Source organism: Carboxylicivirga fragile (assembly GCF_050589805.1).
In the GTDB taxonomy this organism is placed as follows: Bacteria; Bacteroidota; Bacteroidia; order Bacteroidales; family Marinilabiliaceae; genus Carboxylicivirga; species Carboxylicivirga fragile.
In genome coordinates, this window is record NZ_JBNGOY010000004.1 from 1 (window position 1) to 17,524 (window position 17,524).

15 protein-coding genes are annotated in these 17,524 nt (G+C 35.5%); 14 read left to right on the forward strand and 1 reads right to left on the reverse strand.

What is annotated here, in order from left to right; genetic code table 11:
* Nucleotides 1-93: 93 nt before the first annotated feature.
* From ACRD7B_RS02460 to ACRD7B_RS02475, 4 genes are all read left to right on the forward strand, one after another.
* Nucleotides 94-312 carry a hypothetical protein gene (locus tag ACRD7B_RS02460; protein ID WP_430822876.1) on the forward strand — a complete coding sequence of 73 codons (219 nt, stop codon included), beginning with the start codon at nt 94-96 and terminating at the stop codon, nt 310-312.
* A 74-nt stretch (nt 313-386) separates the two neighbouring features.
* On the forward strand, nt 387-824 hold the full coding sequence (locus tag ACRD7B_RS02465) for a hypothetical protein (RefSeq protein ID WP_430822877.1): 438 nt from the start codon (nt 387-389) through the stop codon (nt 822-824).
* Nucleotides 825-905: 81 nt separating this feature from the next.
* Nucleotides 906-2,339: an SH3 domain-containing protein gene (locus ACRD7B_RS02470; protein ID WP_430822878.1), complete on the forward strand. Its 1,434-nt coding sequence runs from the start codon at nt 906-908 to the stop codon at nt 2,337-2,339.
* A 77-nt stretch (nt 2,340-2,416) separates the two neighbouring features.
* Nucleotides 2,417-3,556, forward strand: coding sequence for a hypothetical protein (locus ACRD7B_RS02475; protein WP_430822879.1), 1,140 nt, complete (start codon nt 2,417-2,419; stop codon nt 3,554-3,556).
* Between the two features lie 85 nt (nt 3,557-3,641).
* Here ACRD7B_RS02475 and ACRD7B_RS02480 read toward each other — a convergent pair whose 3' ends face one another.
* Complete coding sequence (locus ACRD7B_RS02480; RefSeq protein ID WP_430822880.1) at nt 3,642-5,603, reverse strand: DUF2779 domain-containing protein; 1,962 nt, start codon at nt 5,601-5,603, stop codon at nt 3,642-3,644.
* A 111-nt stretch (nt 5,604-5,714) separates the two neighbouring features.
* On the opposite strand from ACRD7B_RS02480, the gene ACRD7B_RS02485 reads away from it, so the two are divergent.
* The 10 genes from ACRD7B_RS02485 to pglX all read left to right on the forward strand — a co-directional run bounded on the left by ACRD7B_RS02485 (nt 5,715) and on the right by pglX (nt 17,521).
* Complete coding sequence (locus tag ACRD7B_RS02485) at nt 5,715-6,695, forward strand: hypothetical protein (RefSeq protein ID WP_430822881.1); 981 nt, start codon at nt 5,715-5,717, stop codon at nt 6,693-6,695.
* A gap of 30 nt (nt 6,696-6,725) precedes the next feature.
* Nucleotides 6,726-7,130: a hypothetical protein gene (locus ACRD7B_RS02490; RefSeq protein WP_430822882.1), complete on the forward strand. Its 405-nt coding sequence runs from the start codon at nt 6,726-6,728 to the stop codon at nt 7,128-7,130.
* 4 nt (nt 7,131-7,134) lie between these two features.
* Nucleotides 7,135-7,731 (forward strand): hypothetical protein, encoded by a 597-nt coding sequence (locus ACRD7B_RS02495; protein WP_430822883.1) that lies wholly within the window; start codon nt 7,135-7,137, stop codon nt 7,729-7,731.
* The gene (locus ACRD7B_RS02500) at nt 7,706-7,975 is read left to right on the forward strand and encodes a hypothetical protein (RefSeq protein ID WP_430822884.1); all 270 of its coding nucleotides are present in this window, start codon (nt 7,706-7,708) and stop codon (nt 7,973-7,975) included. Before ACRD7B_RS02495 ends, ACRD7B_RS02500 begins: the two co-directional genes overlap by 26 nt.
* A gap of 95 nt (nt 7,976-8,070) precedes the next feature.
* Complete coding sequence (locus ACRD7B_RS02505; protein WP_430822885.1) at nt 8,071-8,907, forward strand: hypothetical protein; 837 nt, start codon at nt 8,071-8,073, stop codon at nt 8,905-8,907.
* An 85-nt stretch (nt 8,908-8,992) separates the two neighbouring features.
* Entirely contained in the window at nt 8,993-9,214 is a 222-nt protein-coding gene (locus ACRD7B_RS02510) for a helix-turn-helix domain-containing protein (protein WP_430822887.1), read from the forward strand.
* Entirely contained in the window at nt 9,204-9,818 is a 615-nt protein-coding gene (locus ACRD7B_RS02515; protein WP_430822888.1) for a BrxA family protein, read from the forward strand. Before ACRD7B_RS02510 ends, ACRD7B_RS02515 begins: the two co-directional genes overlap by 11 nt.
* On the forward strand, nt 9,815-10,426 hold the full coding sequence (locus tag ACRD7B_RS02520) for a BREX protein BrxB domain-containing protein (RefSeq protein WP_430822889.1): 612 nt from the start codon (nt 9,815-9,817) through the stop codon (nt 10,424-10,426). Before ACRD7B_RS02515 ends, ACRD7B_RS02520 begins: the two co-directional genes overlap by 4 nt.
* A gap of 35 nt (nt 10,427-10,461) precedes the next feature.
* Nucleotides 10,462-13,965 carry a BREX system P-loop protein BrxC gene (brxC, locus tag ACRD7B_RS02525; protein WP_430822890.1) on the forward strand — a complete coding sequence of 1,168 codons (3,504 nt, stop codon included), beginning with the start codon at nt 10,462-10,464 and terminating at the stop codon, nt 13,963-13,965.
* A gap of 1 nt (nt 13,966) precedes the next feature.
* Complete coding sequence (gene pglX / locus ACRD7B_RS02530; RefSeq protein WP_430822891.1) at nt 13,967-17,521, forward strand: BREX-1 system adenine-specific DNA-methyltransferase PglX; 3,555 nt, start codon at nt 13,967-13,969, stop codon at nt 17,519-17,521.
* Nucleotides 17,522-17,524 lie beyond the last annotated feature (3 nt).

The window sequence follows — 17,524 nt, forward strand, 5'->3', positions numbered from 1 at the left end:
ATGTAACTCCCATTGAATATGAATTAAATTATTACCAAGTTTTAATTGCGGCTTAAGGTCTTAAAAAAACGTCCGGTTTTTATTTGTAATTCCATGGTTTACCTTCAAAAGGGTGGTACACTAGGAAGACCTAATGGTAGCACTGAATCAGAGAAAAAGTTTCTTGAGAAGGATAAGACCAAAGAGATCATTAAGTGGTTGAATAAAGGTCGTACTGTGCGTGAAATTGCAAGTCATACTCAGGCTAGTAACAAAACCATTCTTAAGGCTAAACAAATCGGGGGGAGGTATGGGTTGGTAAAAGAATGGTGATTTATAATTTTAATCGAATGCAGGTGGAATATATTTTCTATTTTTAACAATAATTATTTTAAGCGAAAATACAAATGTCGGATTCTAAATCAATTAAACAACAAATAATCAATGCTTTTACATCAGAGTTTGGGTTTATGCAGGATAAATTTGAGATATTAGATTTATTATCAAATGGATCTCCAATGGATTATAAAACCATTGAATATTTAAAACTACCATCAGAGGATATTAATATTGTGTGGCATCCGGGAGTATATGTTTTCATAGGTAATAATGTAGCGTACAGAGTCGGTGTTAGCATGAATAATAGTAGAGCAAGAGTTATGCAACATTTAGATGTTAGAACCCAAAAAGATGGCTATTGCGTCTGGGATATCAACCAATATGAAGACAAATCAATTCTACTGTTTAATGTAAAGAATAAGGTAGATAAGCACTGGTTATTAGCGTTGGAAGTATTTTTGGAAACTAAGTTTCAACCTAAAATTAAAGCAGGAAGAATTGGATAGTGGATAATTACATATTCACTACACATTTATTTTATGAGCATTATTATTAATGCTTATTCGTGTTGTACAAAGCAAAAACATATGAGAATAATAAAGAATGTTGCACTTTGGTTTTTGGGAATAACAGCAATTATTAGTGGTTTTTTCTACTTGATTGAGGCGACAACCAATGAAATGAGAGGACTTAATATTGCATTAATACTAATTGGTGTATATACTATTCCATTTGTAAAAAAGAGATTAAATATTCAACTACAACCAATTATCCATGTATTTCTTTACATAGGACTATTTTTTATCATCCAAGAACTCGATTCCGTTAAAAGAAATGAAATTGAAATCACATATACGGTTAATGCAACAAGTCTAAATATTAGAGAGGGAGCAGGAACAAGTTTTGCCATTGTTCATAAATTAAAGCAAGGAGATGTTGTTAGCGTTCTTTCAATTGAAGAGCCATGGTATGAAATTTCTACAGTCGATGGAAATAAGGGTTATGTTGCTGCGGAGTTTATTAAAAAAGAAGAAGAACAAAAGAGTGTTTGGTGGCGATGGATTGTATACATTATTTGGGGAGTTGTCGTGATAAGAATAATGTTTAAAAGAAAAAGAAGATATTCTAATGAGATCTCTAGTGGTTATGAGAAGTCCGCTAGTTTTGAAACAATTTCTAATAGTTCATCAAGTAATACTAGAGAAAAACCAAAGCCTGATTTTCATAAACAAACATCACACACAAATAAATCAGAAGAACCATTTAGAAAGTCATCATCACAGAAAGATGATTCAGTTGAAACTAAAGAAAAAGATAAAAAAGAGGACGCAAAGAATTATTACTGTAAATGTTGCGGTAAAAAAGATTCATCAATTCGTTCTTTGACATCGAGTTCGTGTAGATATAGTTCAAGTAAGAAACATCAACCGTATGAAGGGGATATTGCTCTTAAGTTCTTTTGTAAATATTGTGGAAAAGAGGATAGAACGATTAGTTCTTTAACTTCGAGTTCATGTAGAAATAGTCCCAATGGAAAGCACGAACCATTTATCGGTGAGTCTTTCAATTCATACTTTTGTAAATATTGTGGCAATAAGGATTCCTCTATTAGTTCTTTAACTTCGAGTTCTTGTCGTTATAGTCTAAATCAAAAACATCAACCATATGAGGGAAAAAATGCACTTAAATTTTACTGTAAGTATTGTGGAAAAGAGGATTCCTCTATTAATTCTTTGACATCAGGTTTATGTAGGATTAATTCAAGTGGGAAGCATCAGCCTTACATCGGAATAGAAAGAAAAGAATATTCTTGTGAATTTTGTGGAAAGAAAGATTCATCAATCCGTTCATTAACATCAAGTACTTGTAGAAATAATCGAGATGGTAATCATCAGCCATACGAAGGCAAGATGCAGATTAATTATACTTGTAAATACTGTGGTAAAAAGGATTCAACGATTAGTTCTTTGACTTCTAGTTCTTGCAGAAATAGTCCCAATGGAAAACACCAACCATATTAGGATTTATAACATTAAGTAATTTCAGATTCATTTATTCAAACATATTCATAGTTTATACATCACGTTATAGAAAAGTTATGGCAAATGGAAAAATAAAAGAACAACTTCGAAATAGAATCGCAAATTATGAACATTGGATTTCTTCTGGTTGTAAAGGAAATCCACCTCAAAATGTTCAAAAGGAGTTATTTGAATTATTCAAAGAATCTCCAAATACCTATACAATTTACAGAAATTATTTATGGAGTCTTTTGATTGGATTGGATGGGGAAAGCGATGAATTATCAGAATTTTTAGAATTTCTTAATCACTCAAAATCTGATGTTAAATTCAATGAAATTGTTAGTTTCTTTGAGACTGAAACGATGAGTTCATTTGATAACAAACGTATGAATGTTTTTGAAATTGTTTCTGAAGTTTCTGTTCAAGGTCTCTCTCAAGTTAGTTGCTTTTTATATCAAAGTTATTATGAAATTGAATCCATTCTCTTATTATTTGCTTCAATAGCTTCCTTTAATACTAAAGGAAGCGTAAATACTGAATTAAGTAATCTTCGAGATAAATCTGGCAGATTAAAAAAAGGAGTTGCAGTTGACTTTATAAAAGCAAAACTAAAAAAATACCCGATATTATTGAGTTTATTTAATAGTGGGTATAATGTAAAATTAAGGAATACAATTGGTCATAATAGCTATCGAATTAATGGCGAGTGTATTGAATCATTAGATTCTGAAATTAAAGTTTCAAAATCAGAGTTTTTTAAATCTCTATATGACCTTCAGAAATTGAATAATTTTCTAATTTACTTTTATTCATCTAATAGTTTAATAGAAAATGACTTTAAAGATAATGGTGCTATATCTATAGGGTTTGGAGAGGACGAAGAAGAATGCCTCCTATATGTTTTTCAGTTAGAATGCTTCTTCAATATTGATAATGAAAAAAAATGGTTTGACAATGTGATATTTACGATCGAAAATGATTTTATTCGAACAACATTACCAACAAAAACACCAATGAAAGGCAAATATGACGACAGGATGAAAACATGGCTAGAAAAGCAGAAAAAGAACAATAAGTTAACCGTTGTTTTCGAAAGCATTCGACCTCAAATGAATGAAGATGATAGTATCATAGAAACAGAATATGGAAATTTTGCGATTTGCGGTAACCAGATTGAGATAAAATGTGATTATGAGATAAAAACCACTTGCTAATCAAATAGGCGACTGACAGGATTGTTGCACTGCCAATGTGCCTCACTCTTCCTAAAGTAATGGTTCGTTCATGACGGTTCAGTCCCTAAATAATCATCTCCTTCCACCCCTCATAAATAAATACCATCGCCATAGTATCTAACTCACAGTACCTGAGAAGTCCATCAGCAATTCTCTGGTGTTCCTCTTGTGACATCTCCGAGAACTGCATCATCGCATATGCGGTCATGGCAGCACCACCATCAGCTAGTTTATCGCCCATAAGGTAAGCCTCAATTTGGTCATCATCCAACCCATCGAACAACGATGGTAGCAACTTGTAGGGACTAATTACCTTCCCCTGATCATCAAGCTGAATCCACTTCCAACCATCCTTAAAATTAAGACTTTTGACTTCAGAATTAAGACCGTAAATAGGTTGGATATACCTTTCCTTCAGGTACTCAGAAGAGTTCATTATTGCTGGTAAAACAGCTTTAATCGAATTCGATCCTTTCATCAGGGGATGCCAGTAATAAGACTTCACCAATTCCAGAAGGTCAATCATGTCCCTTGTACCTCTGTGGTTCGCTGAATGAGTGATGGTCTTTATGAATTCAATTAGTTCTTCTTTATCATTCACATCATCATTATTAGCCTCCTGAAGCTGGATCATAATGTGGTTTAGAATTGTGTTTTCATGTGCAGCATACCTAAAGACCGAACCTTCATCCTCTGAGAGTTCAGCTTTCAACATCCTAACAAATTCGAAATTGGGAAATACACCACGATAAATATTCAAGTACTGTCCCTTGTGCTCAATGCGACCATCTTCATAAATAATATGGTGGGAGAATTGAAAAGCAGTTTGTTCGTACGGTCGTCTCCCCTTATAGAATGGTACAGCAACAGCAGAGGTCTCAAAGTCAATCATGTGAAGCGGATACACCCAACTATCCATTTCTTCCCTAAGACCATCGAGATCAATATATGGTTGAGGATCGAGAGAAACAGTTTGTTGAACCTGTAGCCATTGTCGTGCCTTGGGAGTTAATATGTCTTCTTGGTTCTCAGCACCACTACCAATATCATCAACAGTGACCTGATCCATATGGTAGATACCATTATCCATTAGCTTCTGCTTACCCCTGAAGTTCCAGATATCGAATATTAGGGGTTTGTCGAAGTCCTGATGCTTCCAGTGTAGTTGATGAGACCAACATTCTTTAAAGCCTGAGAATTTACCATCAGTTTCTTCTTCTGTTTTGAATTCACATGACGCACATCCGGTATGAATAGGTGTTATGATTTTCTTATCCTGAGAATAATGATCAGCAAGATATTTAACCAAATCGATAAAACTCTTTTCGGGCAACGTTTTTGAATCAGTGCCATCATAAATCATTTGACATAGATCGTCAACATTAACTCGTACCAATATCTCTTCACCAAGTTCTTCAGGAGTAGGATTGCCAACGATTTCAACATAAGTTCTACCGTTTGAATTCTCCTTCAATAAAAACTTTTGGTTCAAACCATCAACAGTAGCAACAGTGTCTTTATCAGCCAGCATCAAATATGCTTTAACATCCCAATCTGGCTCTGCTTTAGTGACAACATGTTTCTGAAAAGCCACATCATATATGTATTTCTTCCACCCCGAATCTAGGTAGCCACTCTTGTTTAGCATGTCCAGTGAAGAGTTACCGGAAAAGGATTTTGATTTAACTTCGATGAGGTTAATCTGATTCCCAATCTTCTCCAAAACATCAACACGGATGAATAAATTATCAACTCTGAAGGCAGCTTCAAATATTACAACGTTTTCTTGTTGAAGTAGATCATTAGTTCTCTTGATGGCTTCTTCATAATCCAATGCATCGATATCATGACCATTGGGGTAGTAACATTTAGCAAGAGCACCAACTTGAAAACCACCTTTGGCGAGGGCAGCTAGAAAATCATTCTCTGTGTTTTGATCAGGGTATTGGTCTTTGCCTGAATAATATAACTTGGTGGGGCAAGCTAAGGCTAGGGCGAATCGGGATTTGGTTAGGTATCGGGGCATGATGCTTAGAGTTTAAATAAGTTTACTATACATAAAGAAAATAATAATCCACGTCAATCATGTATTCTTTTTACTTAAATTTAGATTTTAATCACATATTCTAGAATAAGAATGAAAATTGAAATAGCTGAATCACTCGTAAATAGTTACTTAAAGCATGTTGAAAAATGCCGACTGGTACAAACCAATTGGGCAACCAGTGGTGGTTGGGTAATTACTGATTACGATAAAGAAAGAGCAATTGAATTGTTCGAGAAAATAAAGCAACATCCTGTCTTTAGTGAAATATTTAAAGGTAATTCGTTTGAACAACTAGTTAAACAAGCTGAAATAGATGTCTTAGGAATAAATGTGGAAGAAAGCACTGTTTATGGCATAGATGTCGCATTTCATTCAGCCGGATTAAATTATGGTGGTCAGGATGAAACATGTGCCCGGTTAATGAAGAAGATATTCAGGACGGTTTTTATCATGCAATGCTACTTCAGCCAGTTTGATAAGTTTCACTCTTACTTTGTTTCTCCAAAAGTAAACCCATCGGTTGAGAAACAGATTTTAGAATATATCGATATAGCAAGGGGAGTGATTAGTGATGACAGTATTTCCATAAGGTTAATAGCTAATAGTGATTTCTATTCAGAGATGGTTGATCCAATCAGTAAAACCGTTAAACATGAAAATGATACCACTGAATTATTCGCACGAGCATTAAAGTTGTTGCAGTTGGATAATCGAAGTAAAAGCAATTTGATAACTCCGATTATACCATCGGGTGGCGTTAAAGTAAACAGTACTAAACCATCTGAAGATGGTATGAAAATAGGTCAGTTTGTTCAATACCATATGCAAAGACTATTCGATGAAGGGAAAATATCCGACTCGGAGATATCAAACCTTCTTGATGGATGGTATTCCAAACAAACCTTTAATCAGGACTGGTCTGTTCTTAGAAAAATAGAAGAAGGAACTAAAGATGATAAAGGCTATGGACGATATTATTCACGAAATATTTATGGGGGAAAGTACTACCTGACTTCTCAGTGGTATGATCGTCATTGGGAAATGTTTAAGAGTTGGCTTTCTAATTATTAAGCAACATCAATCCCGTAAAAAAAATAGATTATGGAAGAATTGCTTTTAGAATATAAGGTTGAGCCAACTGATATGTATTATCAGAATAGATTTATTAGATTCTATGTTGATCACACCAATAATGGAGAGATGTATTTTTTTAAATGTAACAGAAAAAAATATTTTATAACCCATGAGGAATACAGTGATTTAGAAAGAAGTATTTCAGGTCTGAAACTGGTTATTCTATTGCCAGATGATGCATGCGGATGTGATGGAGCGTGGGAAAGTTTAAGAATTGAAAAAGGATTTAATTCAATAGAATTTAAATGGTGGTGCGATTCTGCTGGTGATCAATGGAAAGGGATTTATGAAATAAGGGATAAAATAATGCATTTAAAAGAAAAATATGCGGATGCCAGTGACAATGCTGATTCCAATACCAAAAAATACTAAATAAATGGTAATTAACAACCAAATGAACATACCTTCCCTCACATTCGAAAGAATCAAAAATGATACTAAAAGGTTAACGATCCAGTCATCAGATTCTTATATTCAAACATATCCAGAGTTTATACAATACTTCAGAAATATCGATAGTATTGAGAAGCATCATTTATTAATTTCTAGCCATTTTGTTTATGGTTGGATGCCAACAATAATAACTTTAGACTTAACAAAGATTGATGAAGTTGTTTCGTTATTGAATGCTGCCAAGGATGGAATAGAATTATCGATTGATGATCTTAGTATTTTAAAGCCTTGCATTAATAATTCAATGGTTGGACTCTCTAAACTGTTACACTTTATTAATCCAGAAATGTATGCCATATGGGATAGTCGAATTTTTAGGTATGTTACAGGTAAGAAATCACAATATGGAATAGATCGACCAGAACTGTATCTTCAATATTTATCTGCACTTAAATCGATTTCAAGCAATAAGGATTATACAGCATTACATGAAGCAATTGAAAAGCAAATGGGGTATCCAATAACTCATTTTAGAGGAATTGAGATAGTGATGTTTGAGACAGATAAGCAAACGAATTAATGAATCAATTACACTTATGGGCGTTATTTACGATAGTTTTAAGGATAAGCAGTTGGCTGGCTTAATTCTCTATGCTACACTACATGATATGCAAAAGACCGAATCAATATTAGAACAGGTTAATTCTGGTAATTTAAAGATAGTACCTGTATATCCGGGAATGGGAGAGAAAGTACCTAAGAATGCTGAATGTATTGGTAGCATTATGGACGGAGCATTGTACTTATTAAAACTAATAAACTAACCAACTAGAATTAATAATTAATCATCTCCTCCTCAAACAAAATACTTATTGCCTACAACATCATGAACATTCATAATGCAAACACTTAATATATTATGGAAAAGCTAAAAGATTCTTATGAAGTGGGATTTGATCCAGATGAAAATACCATGATAATTGATCAATCTGGTGAAATTCATTATTCATTAGGTTTTCACTTTCATGATAATACTGTTGATGAAGAAATATCAAAATCACACATATTTTACACTCTTAAAGGATACAAACGAATGTGTAGAATACCGATCCTTACGAGTAACCATAGTGATGCAAAGAATATCACTAGTTACTATCCTGACAGTCCTGTCATAAAAATTATCAAGAAAGAATCTTTTAGATCAGGTACATATGATAATATCTATAAAGGCTACCCTGAAGAAATACTAACAGAATATTTCAGTCCTCTTATTCATGATATTAAAAATGAAGAATACCTAACTTGGAAACAGAAGAACGATTTAAATGAGAAGTTTAGTAAAACTAGAAAGCTTGTTTCAAAGTTTTACCGCATCTTAAAGAATGGAATGCACACAAATCTGGATTGTAGCCTATCAGAATTATTTAATCATACTATTAAAGATAAAAAGTTCATGATCCTTTACGAGAATTGGAGAAATTCTAATTATAATCAAGATTCTGAACCAAGCGTGGTAATTCGTGACCGTAATTCAAGTTCTATTAATGGATTTGAATTATGTACCGTTAAAGACAACAAGCTATATGGTAGGAGTGCTAGAAAAATTGGTCAATATACTCTTGATGGAGAATTAGTAAAAGTTTATCCGTCAATCGTAGAAGCAGTAAAAAATACTGAATGTACAAAAAGTGGTATATGTAAGGTTCTTTATGGTGACAGAAAATCACATAAAGGATATTTTTGGAAACATGAGTAGTTTTCATTCTCTCCCCTCCATCTCACTTTCATATCTCACATTTTGTGATATATTTGTAAACCTATATTCAAATCGGGGGATTTATATGAATCGGATTAAAGAAGTGCTTGAGGATAGAGGGATCAAGCAAACTTGGTTAGCGGAACGATTGGGCAAAAGCTTCAATATGGTTAATGCTTATGTGCAAAACAGAAGGCAGCCAAGTATTGAGGTTCTTTATCGAATAGCTGAACTATTACAGGTTGAGGCTAAGGAGTTGTTGGTGAATAATGATATGGTTGAAAAGGGAGGTGCTGATGAAAAATAAGTACCAGACAGGATATAGTACGAGGTCGTTAATGATAAAAGAATTTGATGCCATAATAAGTTCCGTTAATGACATTGGAGAATTTATTGCCGGAAGAGAGAAGGTCGATATTAATATCATCCCGGTAAATTCAGAAAACTCTAAAAAGAAGGTGTTGGCAGAAGTACTTAAAAGGGTTAGAAATGTGGGGAATAAAATATTTTGGAATTTGTTTTTAAACGCAAATCCAGAAGATAAATCGCTTATCCTTTTCTATGCGATATGTAAGTCATATCAACTAATACCGGACTTTGTATTAGACGTGGTGTTGAACAAATGGTATAACATGGATTACGAATTATCATCATACGATTTTAAGAACTTCATATACAAACTTTCTGATACACATCCTGAATTAGAAGGTATGTCAGATAAGAATTTGAGTAATATTTCTGGTGCTACCTTAAAGGTATTAAGGGAAGTTGGGATGTTAAAGAAAAACACGCTCGTTCAGGTCGAGTACGATCAACAAATACTCAAAGAAATCGTCAACAATGGCGACAGTTGGTTTCTGGAGGTATTGCTATTAAATGAGAATGAACGAAAGGAGATTATTGAAGCATGATCAATATTGATAAACTATATGATTTAATGTCGGATAAGGGTTTTCAAGAACCAAGGACTGGTAACCTGTTCTTTCCGGCATACATATACACCTACGCTCCAGAGAACGAATATGCCATGCGAGAGCAGATTAATCTATTGATCGAGAAACTCAAGCGTCCAAATCATTACTTGGATTCATTGGTGATTAATATCTATCACGAAGTAATTGAATATCTGAAGGATATAACCTTTGCTGGTCAATCGCTTTTTGATCAGGTAATAGAAAAGGAAAAAGAAGACCCTCAAGACGCTTTGCAATGGATACGTGAAGAGATTAATCATGGGGAGTTCTATGAGCAATTTGAGAAAAAGGTAAAAAGTCACTTTCAATCAAATGAAGACCAACGGGTGTACCTGATTCTTCATGGTTTCGGAAGTTCATTCCCTTACTTAAGAGCATCCGAGTTCTTGAAGAGAACAGAACGACTCATCAAAGAATTTAAGATCATCGTTTTTTACCCCGGTGAATATACCGAATCAAAATACAGTCTGTTTGGACTGCTTAATGACGATAATATGTACCGGGCAAACAACCTAAACAGACAATTAGGTGAAACAATTGAATAAACTAACACAATATAAAAGACATTAAACCAGATAGAATGCTCATTCAAAATTTATACGACAAAGACATTACCCGGAGAATCAACCCGGCAGTTGTAGTAAGTGAAATGGAAGACTACTTCATTAAGCAGGAAATTGATGAATATGTCTTTACTCAAGGAATTACTAAAAACATATATAAGTTTCTAAACGCTGTTGCCAACAAAAAAGAAGGTAAAACAGGTGTTTGGATCAGTGGATATTACGGAAGTGGTAAGTCTCACTTCATTAAGTACCTGTTCTATTGTTTGAATAAGGAGTATCGTCAAGATGCTTTTTCCAACTTTAAGGAGTCGTTGGAGAACTTGGAGTTAACAGATGAACCAACATTGCTTCAGGTATCCAACCTTCAGAAAAGTCTTGATCAACTCACCATTGAAGAAATCATCTTCAATATTGATGCTGTTTCTGATCAGGATGGAGCGAAAGATCGTATTACCAGAGTGTTGTTAAATCAGTTAAATGCCTACAGAGGTTACAACCATAGTAATATTGCTCTGGCTCTATATCTTGAAAAACCATTAGATAAGAAAGGGCATTTTCAGGCATTTAAGGATAAAATAAAATCTGCTTTCAATACCGATTGGACCGGAAATCAAAATCGATTTGCGAGGATGTATCTGGATAAGGTGATTCAGATTGCGATGGAATTCGATGCTGATATTGATAAAGAATCCTTGAAAAAAAGTATTCTGGATCGTAATCAGGATTACACCATCGAGTTCTTAATCGATGAATTGAAGGATTACCTGTCTCAACAGGATGATAACTATCGTTTGTTATTCCTAATGGATGAAGTATCTCAGTACATTGGTTCAAATACTTCTTTACTGCTGAACCTTCAAACCATAGTTGAAGAGGTTGGGGCACAGATTGGTCAAAAGGTATGGATCGTTTGTACGGCACAACAAGAGTTATCGAACTTGATTGACAATACCGATAGTAAAGCAGAGGATTTCGGAAAGATCATGGGACGTTTTGAAACCATGATATCGCTCGAAAGTCAGGATGCAGCATACATTACCAAACGTAGGGTGTTAGATAAAAACTCGGATGGATTAGGTGCATTAAGTGATTACTATAAGGAGAATAAAGGGGCAATTGAAAACCAGTTTGTATTCGATCATGATCTGTATGAGAACTTCAACAATAAAGAAGATTTCACCTTAACTTACCCTTTTATTCCTTACCAGTTTAGATTGATCTCCGATGTATTTGAATCGTTTAGCCAAGTAGGATATGTAGGCGAAGGTGTAAAGAACACTGAACGTGCTATTCTTGGAATTACTCACTACACAGCAAACCTTTGTAAGGATAGTGAAGTTGGGTATTTTGTGCCATTCGATCTCTTCTTCAATGAACAGCTTGAAAAGAATCTGACTCACCATGCAAGGGGAATATTGGACCGGGCATACAGTTTGGAAGCCATTAAGAATGATGAGTTTTCTAGACGAGTCGTAAGTTCTGTGTTTATGATCTCCAACCTTGGAGAGAGTCAAAGTGTTAATTTCCCTGCAAATGTGGAGAATCTCGCTTTACTAATGATGGATTCGGTGGATACCTCAAAAATGGATATGCAATCCAAGGTACAGTCAGTACTTGATGTTATGGTATCGCAAAACATCATTCAGGTTTCTGAAGGTAAGTACCGTTTTCTCAAAGAGGATGAAATTGAAGTGGCTCATATCATTAGAAGTACTGTTGTAACCAATGAAGATAGGTTAGATTACATTTATAAGGATATTATTCTAAAAGTTTTAAAGCCAACTCCGGTTGCTCAACTAGGGACTCGCAACTTCAAAATTGCTATTTCAATTGACGATAAAGAGATTGGAACAAAAGGGGATTTCAACCTTAAATTCTCAATTTACGATACTACCGATCTTGATCATCTGGCTCATTCTACTCCTTCCAACGATATCATCATAGGTATCAGTGAATGGTTTAATAATGACACTGATCTCCGTGCTCAGGTTTTGGATTATGTAAGAACTCAAAAATACATTTCTTCAAACCGTAATGCTACCGGAACACGAGCGGAAACGATTAAGAACTTTGGCGAAACCAATAAAACCCTGTTGGATGAAATCAAACTTCGCTTTGAAAATAAGTTTCAGCAGACCGCTATCATCTCGAAAAACCAAGTGATTACATCGGATGACATTAATGGTGGAAACCCTAATGCACGGTTTGTGGATATGGTGAAGAAGCATATGGAGCAAGTATACCACAAACACAATCTTAGTTCCAGCTATGCCACTACTAATGCCGAATTGTTAAAACAAGCCAAGCAAAAACAAAAGGAGATGTACAAAGACCTGTCTCCGGCTGAAGAAGAACTCAACAACAAACTAAACCTATTTGGTGAAGTAGCGGTGGTTGGTGATGTGGTGAAGCAATTTGAGAAAGACCCATACGGATGGAAAGATATATGTACCTTGGATATCCTATTACGTATTGCCAAGAAAGGGCACAGGCGTTTCGAGTGGAAAAACGAAGAGATTAATCTTGAAACATATGCAGATAAAGCACTGAACTCTAAAGAACGTGATTCTATAACCATTCTGAAAGAAAAGGTTCATTCGCAGGAAGAAATCGATGCATTCAGGCATGCCGTTAATGATGAAATATTCAACGAGACTCTTATTCCTTCAAATATTATGGAATATAAGGAAGCGGTTGAATCCTTTAGAATAAACCTTCAACCAATAATTGTTCAGGTTAATCAGTTTAAAAATGATTACGAGAGTTATCCATTTCATTCGCACCTAAAGATTTACCACAAACAACTTGAGACAATATATCACGAGCGTAATCCAGAAAAATTGGTTTCAACAGTAATGTCTCAGAAAGAAGAGTTAGTTACTGCACGTGATACATTCATGTTTATAGTAGAGTTCGAAGAGCACAACTTCAAAGCATATGCTGATATTGCAAACTTTACAAAACAGAATGAGAACAATTTCACCTCATTGGAAGACACTCTAAATATTAAGGCTGATGAATTGGTGGATTACTTTGCCAAAGACAAAGAGCCATGGGAGAAGTTTCCTCAAATGCGAAAGGCATACAAAGAGGTGCATGGAGCGATTAAAACCCGAATAGAAAACCTTCGAACAGAAGTGGTTAATTTATATGAAACCATTTTTGAAGAGATTGAAAAGCATCGTACTGAATTAGGCTTAGATGCCAACATAACACCTGCTTCTGATCAGCTTCTAAATAAAATTGGAAAAGAAGGGCAAATTACGATGCTGGAGAATTATCAGCTTAATGCCAGTAACTTCAGGGCAGAGAATTTTAAGAAGCTGGAAAATCGCAAAGCGGAAGAAGAGGCTAAGAAAACGGGTAAAAGTTATGTTACCAGCGTTGATGTCTTCATTGCAAAAGAAATGTCTCCACAAACCATTGAAACACCAGAACAGTTGGATGACTACATCAAGAAACTGAGAGAACGATTGATGGTAAAACTGGCTAAAAACAAAAAAATATTCTTGAACTAATATGCAAACCAACAATATAAAGTCCTTTGCGAAGGAAGCACGTTTAATTTTAATGGATGGGGTATTACAACGTCTAAAATATTGGGGATTTAACGAGGATGGCAACAATGACCAGAATCTGGAAGCGACTCATGGGGGATATTCCTTTAGGGGGCAAATCTACACTGAAACTACCGTCCCTGCAAAGTGGAACAAGCTAAAGGAACGATTGACGGATAAACAATCTGTTGAGGATGTGATTGAAGAAGCCTCATATACTTGGTTTAACCGTTTGATGGCAATTAAAATATTAGAATCCAATGGTTATATCACCAAACAGTTGGAATATGCTGAAGGGGTTCGTACACCATTAATCGTTCAAAATGCTAAACGTGGACAATCAACTCTGACCAAACAGAGTGAGAAGGATTTATTATTGGAGTATTTACAAGACGATAAAGAAGAACAAGCCTTTGGATTGTTGATTGCTGACCTATGCAACCGCAATAAGTTGTTGCACGATGTGTTTGGTAAACTTGACGATTATACCGAAATATTGCTCCCACAGAACCTAATGCAAGCTGATGGTTTGCTTGACCTGATCAATAGCGATGCCATTGCCTTGGATGACTATAAAGAGGTGGAGTTAATTGGGTGGTTGTATCAATTTTATATCTCGGATAAGAAAGACGAGGTATTTGCCGGGTTTAAAAAGAATAAGAAAGCCAGAGCAGAAGATATACCAGCAGCCACGCAGATATTTACACCTAAGTGGATTGTGAAATACATGGTGGAAAACACCGTTGGTAAAGTTTATCTGGATTACGAACCCACTTCTGACCTGAAAGAGGAAATGAAGTACTTGGTGGAGAACGATAGTGATATAAACAACCAAGCCATTATCACCGACATCACCGAATTGACCTTGATTGACCCGGCATGTGGTAGTGGACACATATTGGTTACCGGGTTTGAATTACTGTTTAAGATGTACCGAGAAGAAGGGTATACAGCCAAACAAGCAGTGGCTTCAATTTTGGAGCACAATCTTTACGGTCTAGATATTGATGACCGTGCCATGCAACTGGCTCGTTTTGCGGTATTGCTGAAGGCTGCGAAGTACGATGCCGATATCTTAAACAAAGGCATCTTACCTCATATCTATAGTTTCCCTGAAACAAGCCATTTCTTAAACGAAGAGTTACAAAACTTTTTGGGGCACGATGGACATGAACATGTAGCTGACCTAAGAGAAGCAATGCAACTGCTTAATCAAGGTAAAAACATTGGTTCTGCCCTTAAACTGGAGTTAAGTGCTGAAGCTTACGATTATATAAGGGGGCAATACAACAACTGGAACAAGCTAAGCCAGAGTGCTGGTGCATTGGATATGGTGCAGAGCGATATATGGATACGTTTAAAACCATTTTTGGAGGTATTGTTACTACTGACCAAGAAATATACATCTGTGGTAGCTAATCCACCTTACATGGGGCAGAAAAGTATGAATGGGGATCTGAAGAGTTATGTGAATTCACATTACCCGAAGACCAAATCAGACCTATTTGCTGTATTTATGGAGGTCTGTCTAGGTTTAAATTCTTCTAAGGGTTTAATGGGGATGATTAACCAGCACTCATGGATGTTCTTGTCTTCATACGAAAAGCTGCGTGATGATATTTTAAGTAATTATGAGATTATTAATATGCTTCACCTTGGTCCACGTACCTTTGAGGAATTAAGTGGTGAAGTGGTACAATCAACTGCATTCGTTTTATGTAATTCGCCATTGACAACAGATAATTTAACCTCTGGTGGCACTTATTATCGTTTGGTTGAGTACCGAACGAATACCGAAAAAGAGCAAAAGTTCTTAAATGGAAGTAATCACTATCAAAACATCCCCCAAACCAACTTCTCCAAAATACCGGGTAGTCCAATTGCTTATTGGGTGAGCGAGAGGGAAAAAGACATGTATTCATCTGGTGAGTTTTACAAAAATTATTCTTTCCCACGAAAAGGCATTGATACAGGTGAGAATGCACTCTTTCTTAAGTTTTGGTTTGAAGTTAACGTCATGAATTGCTCATTGACAAATCATAATGTTAATAAGAAGTGGTTTCCATATAACAAAGGGGGGGAACTTAGGAAATGGTATGGCAATCGAGATTATGTTGTTAATTGGAGAAATGAAGGTGAAGAGATAAAAAGTCGTCTTAAATGGAAAAAAAAGAAACCAACAATTAGGAACATTCAATATCATTTTAGAGAAGGGTTTTCATGGTCTACAGTTAGTTCCAATGGTTTATCCTGCAGGTATGTTCCTGCAGGTTGTTTGTTTGATAATGGAGGTTGTACTTTGTTTTCAGATAACAACTTACTTTATTTAGGTGCTGTTTTAAACAGTAAAATTGCTAAGCGTTATTTAGAATTTCTTTCACCAACATTAAACTTTCAACCCGGTGATATAGGACGAATGTTATACTTTCCTCCAAATAATCATTCAGCAATTTGTGAAGTAATAATAAATGAGTGTATAAAAATCACAAAATTCGATTGGAATTCCTTTGAAACCTCATGGGATTTCATACACTCCCCTTTATTAAATGGTAATAACTCCTTAACTGAATCATATCAACATTGGCAGGAACAAGTAACCAATGATTTCTACCAACTCCACGCCAATGAGGAAGAACTTAATCGCATTTTTATCGAAATTTATGGTTTGCAAGAAGAATTAACTCCAGAGGTGGCATTAAAAGATATAACCATCCTTCAAGATGAGTTGGATCGTAATGCGTTGGAACAACTAGAGCCTATTTATAGAGAACAAGGTAAAGATGCCGTTGAACTGCCCATCGATAAAGTAGAAGTGCTAAGTCAGTTTGTAAGTTATGCTATTGGTGTTTTTCTAGGTCGCTATCGTCTGGATAAACCCGGCTTAAACATTGCCCACCCTAATCCATCTGATGATGAGGTTGCTTCCTATCAATACAACAGCCATCCCATTGAAATTGATGAAGATGGCATCCTACCCCTTATGGGAGATAATTGTGCCTTCCCTGATGATGCCTTGGTACGCATGAAAGACATCATGTACGCCATATGGGGTGAAGAGACATTAACCGATAACGTTAACTTCCTGCATGAGTGTTTGGGTATGGACCTTCACAAGTGGCTCAACAATCAATTCTGGAAGTATCACACCAGTATGTACAAGAAGAAACCAATATATTGGTTATTCGCATCCAATGCTTCCAAACCACAAAACGCAGCGTTTAAAGTATTGGTTTACATGCACCGCATGGATAAGTTTACGGCACAGAAAATTCAACGCAACTACCTGCATCCTCATCAGGAGTACCTCAAGCAGGAGCGTGAGAAGCTAGAAGAGAATGAAATCACTTTGAGTCGTGAGGAAGTTAAACGTTTGGAGCAGATACGTAATTGGGAGATTGAGTGTCGTGATTACAACGAGGTATTAAAGAATTTGGCAACCAAGCAAATTGAGTTTGATCTGGATGATGGTGTAACTGTTAATTATGCCAAGTTTGAAGGTGCTGTTGCTAAGATATAATGG

What these genes read in the sequence shown, in the direction of transcription:
- ACRD7B_RS02480 (WP_430822880.1), bottom strand. Translation starts at nt 5,603, where the DNA reads ATGCCCCGATACCTAACCAAATCCCGATTCGCCCTAGCCTTAGCTTGC.
- ACRD7B_RS02490 (WP_430822882.1), top strand. Translation starts at nt 6,726, where the DNA reads ATGGAAGAATTGCTTTTAGAATATAAGGTTGAGCCAACTGATATGTAT.
- ACRD7B_RS02465 (WP_430822877.1), top strand. Translation starts at nt 387, where the DNA reads ATGTCGGATTCTAAATCAATTAAACAACAAATAATCAATGCTTTTACA.
- ACRD7B_RS02460 (WP_430822876.1), top strand. Translation starts at nt 94, where the DNA reads ATGGTTTACCTTCAAAAGGGTGGTACACTAGGAAGACCTAATGGTAGC.
- ACRD7B_RS02510 (WP_430822887.1), top strand. Translation starts at nt 8,993, where the DNA reads ATGAATCGGATTAAAGAAGTGCTTGAGGATAGAGGGATCAAGCAAACT.
- ACRD7B_RS02515 (WP_430822888.1), top strand. Translation starts at nt 9,204, where the DNA reads ATGAAAAATAAGTACCAGACAGGATATAGTACGAGGTCGTTAATGATA.
- ACRD7B_RS02505 (WP_430822885.1), top strand. Translation starts at nt 8,071, where the DNA reads ATGGAAAAGCTAAAAGATTCTTATGAAGTGGGATTTGATCCAGATGAA.
- ACRD7B_RS02470 (WP_430822878.1), top strand. Translation starts at nt 906, where the DNA reads ATGAGAATAATAAAGAATGTTGCACTTTGGTTTTTGGGAATAACAGCA.
- pglX (WP_430822891.1), top strand. Translation starts at nt 13,967, where the DNA reads ATGCAAACCAACAATATAAAGTCCTTTGCGAAGGAAGCACGTTTAATT.
- ACRD7B_RS02520 (WP_430822889.1), top strand. Translation starts at nt 9,815, where the DNA reads ATGATCAATATTGATAAACTATATGATTTAATGTCGGATAAGGGTTTT.
- brxC (WP_430822890.1), top strand. Translation starts at nt 10,462, where the DNA reads ATGCTCATTCAAAATTTATACGACAAAGACATTACCCGGAGAATCAAC.
- ACRD7B_RS02485 (WP_430822881.1), top strand. Translation starts at nt 5,715, where the DNA reads ATGAAAATTGAAATAGCTGAATCACTCGTAAATAGTTACTTAAAGCAT.
- ACRD7B_RS02495 (WP_430822883.1), top strand. Translation starts at nt 7,135, where the DNA reads ATGGTAATTAACAACCAAATGAACATACCTTCCCTCACATTCGAAAGA.
- ACRD7B_RS02475 (WP_430822879.1), top strand. Translation starts at nt 2,417, where the DNA reads ATGGCAAATGGAAAAATAAAAGAACAACTTCGAAATAGAATCGCAAAT.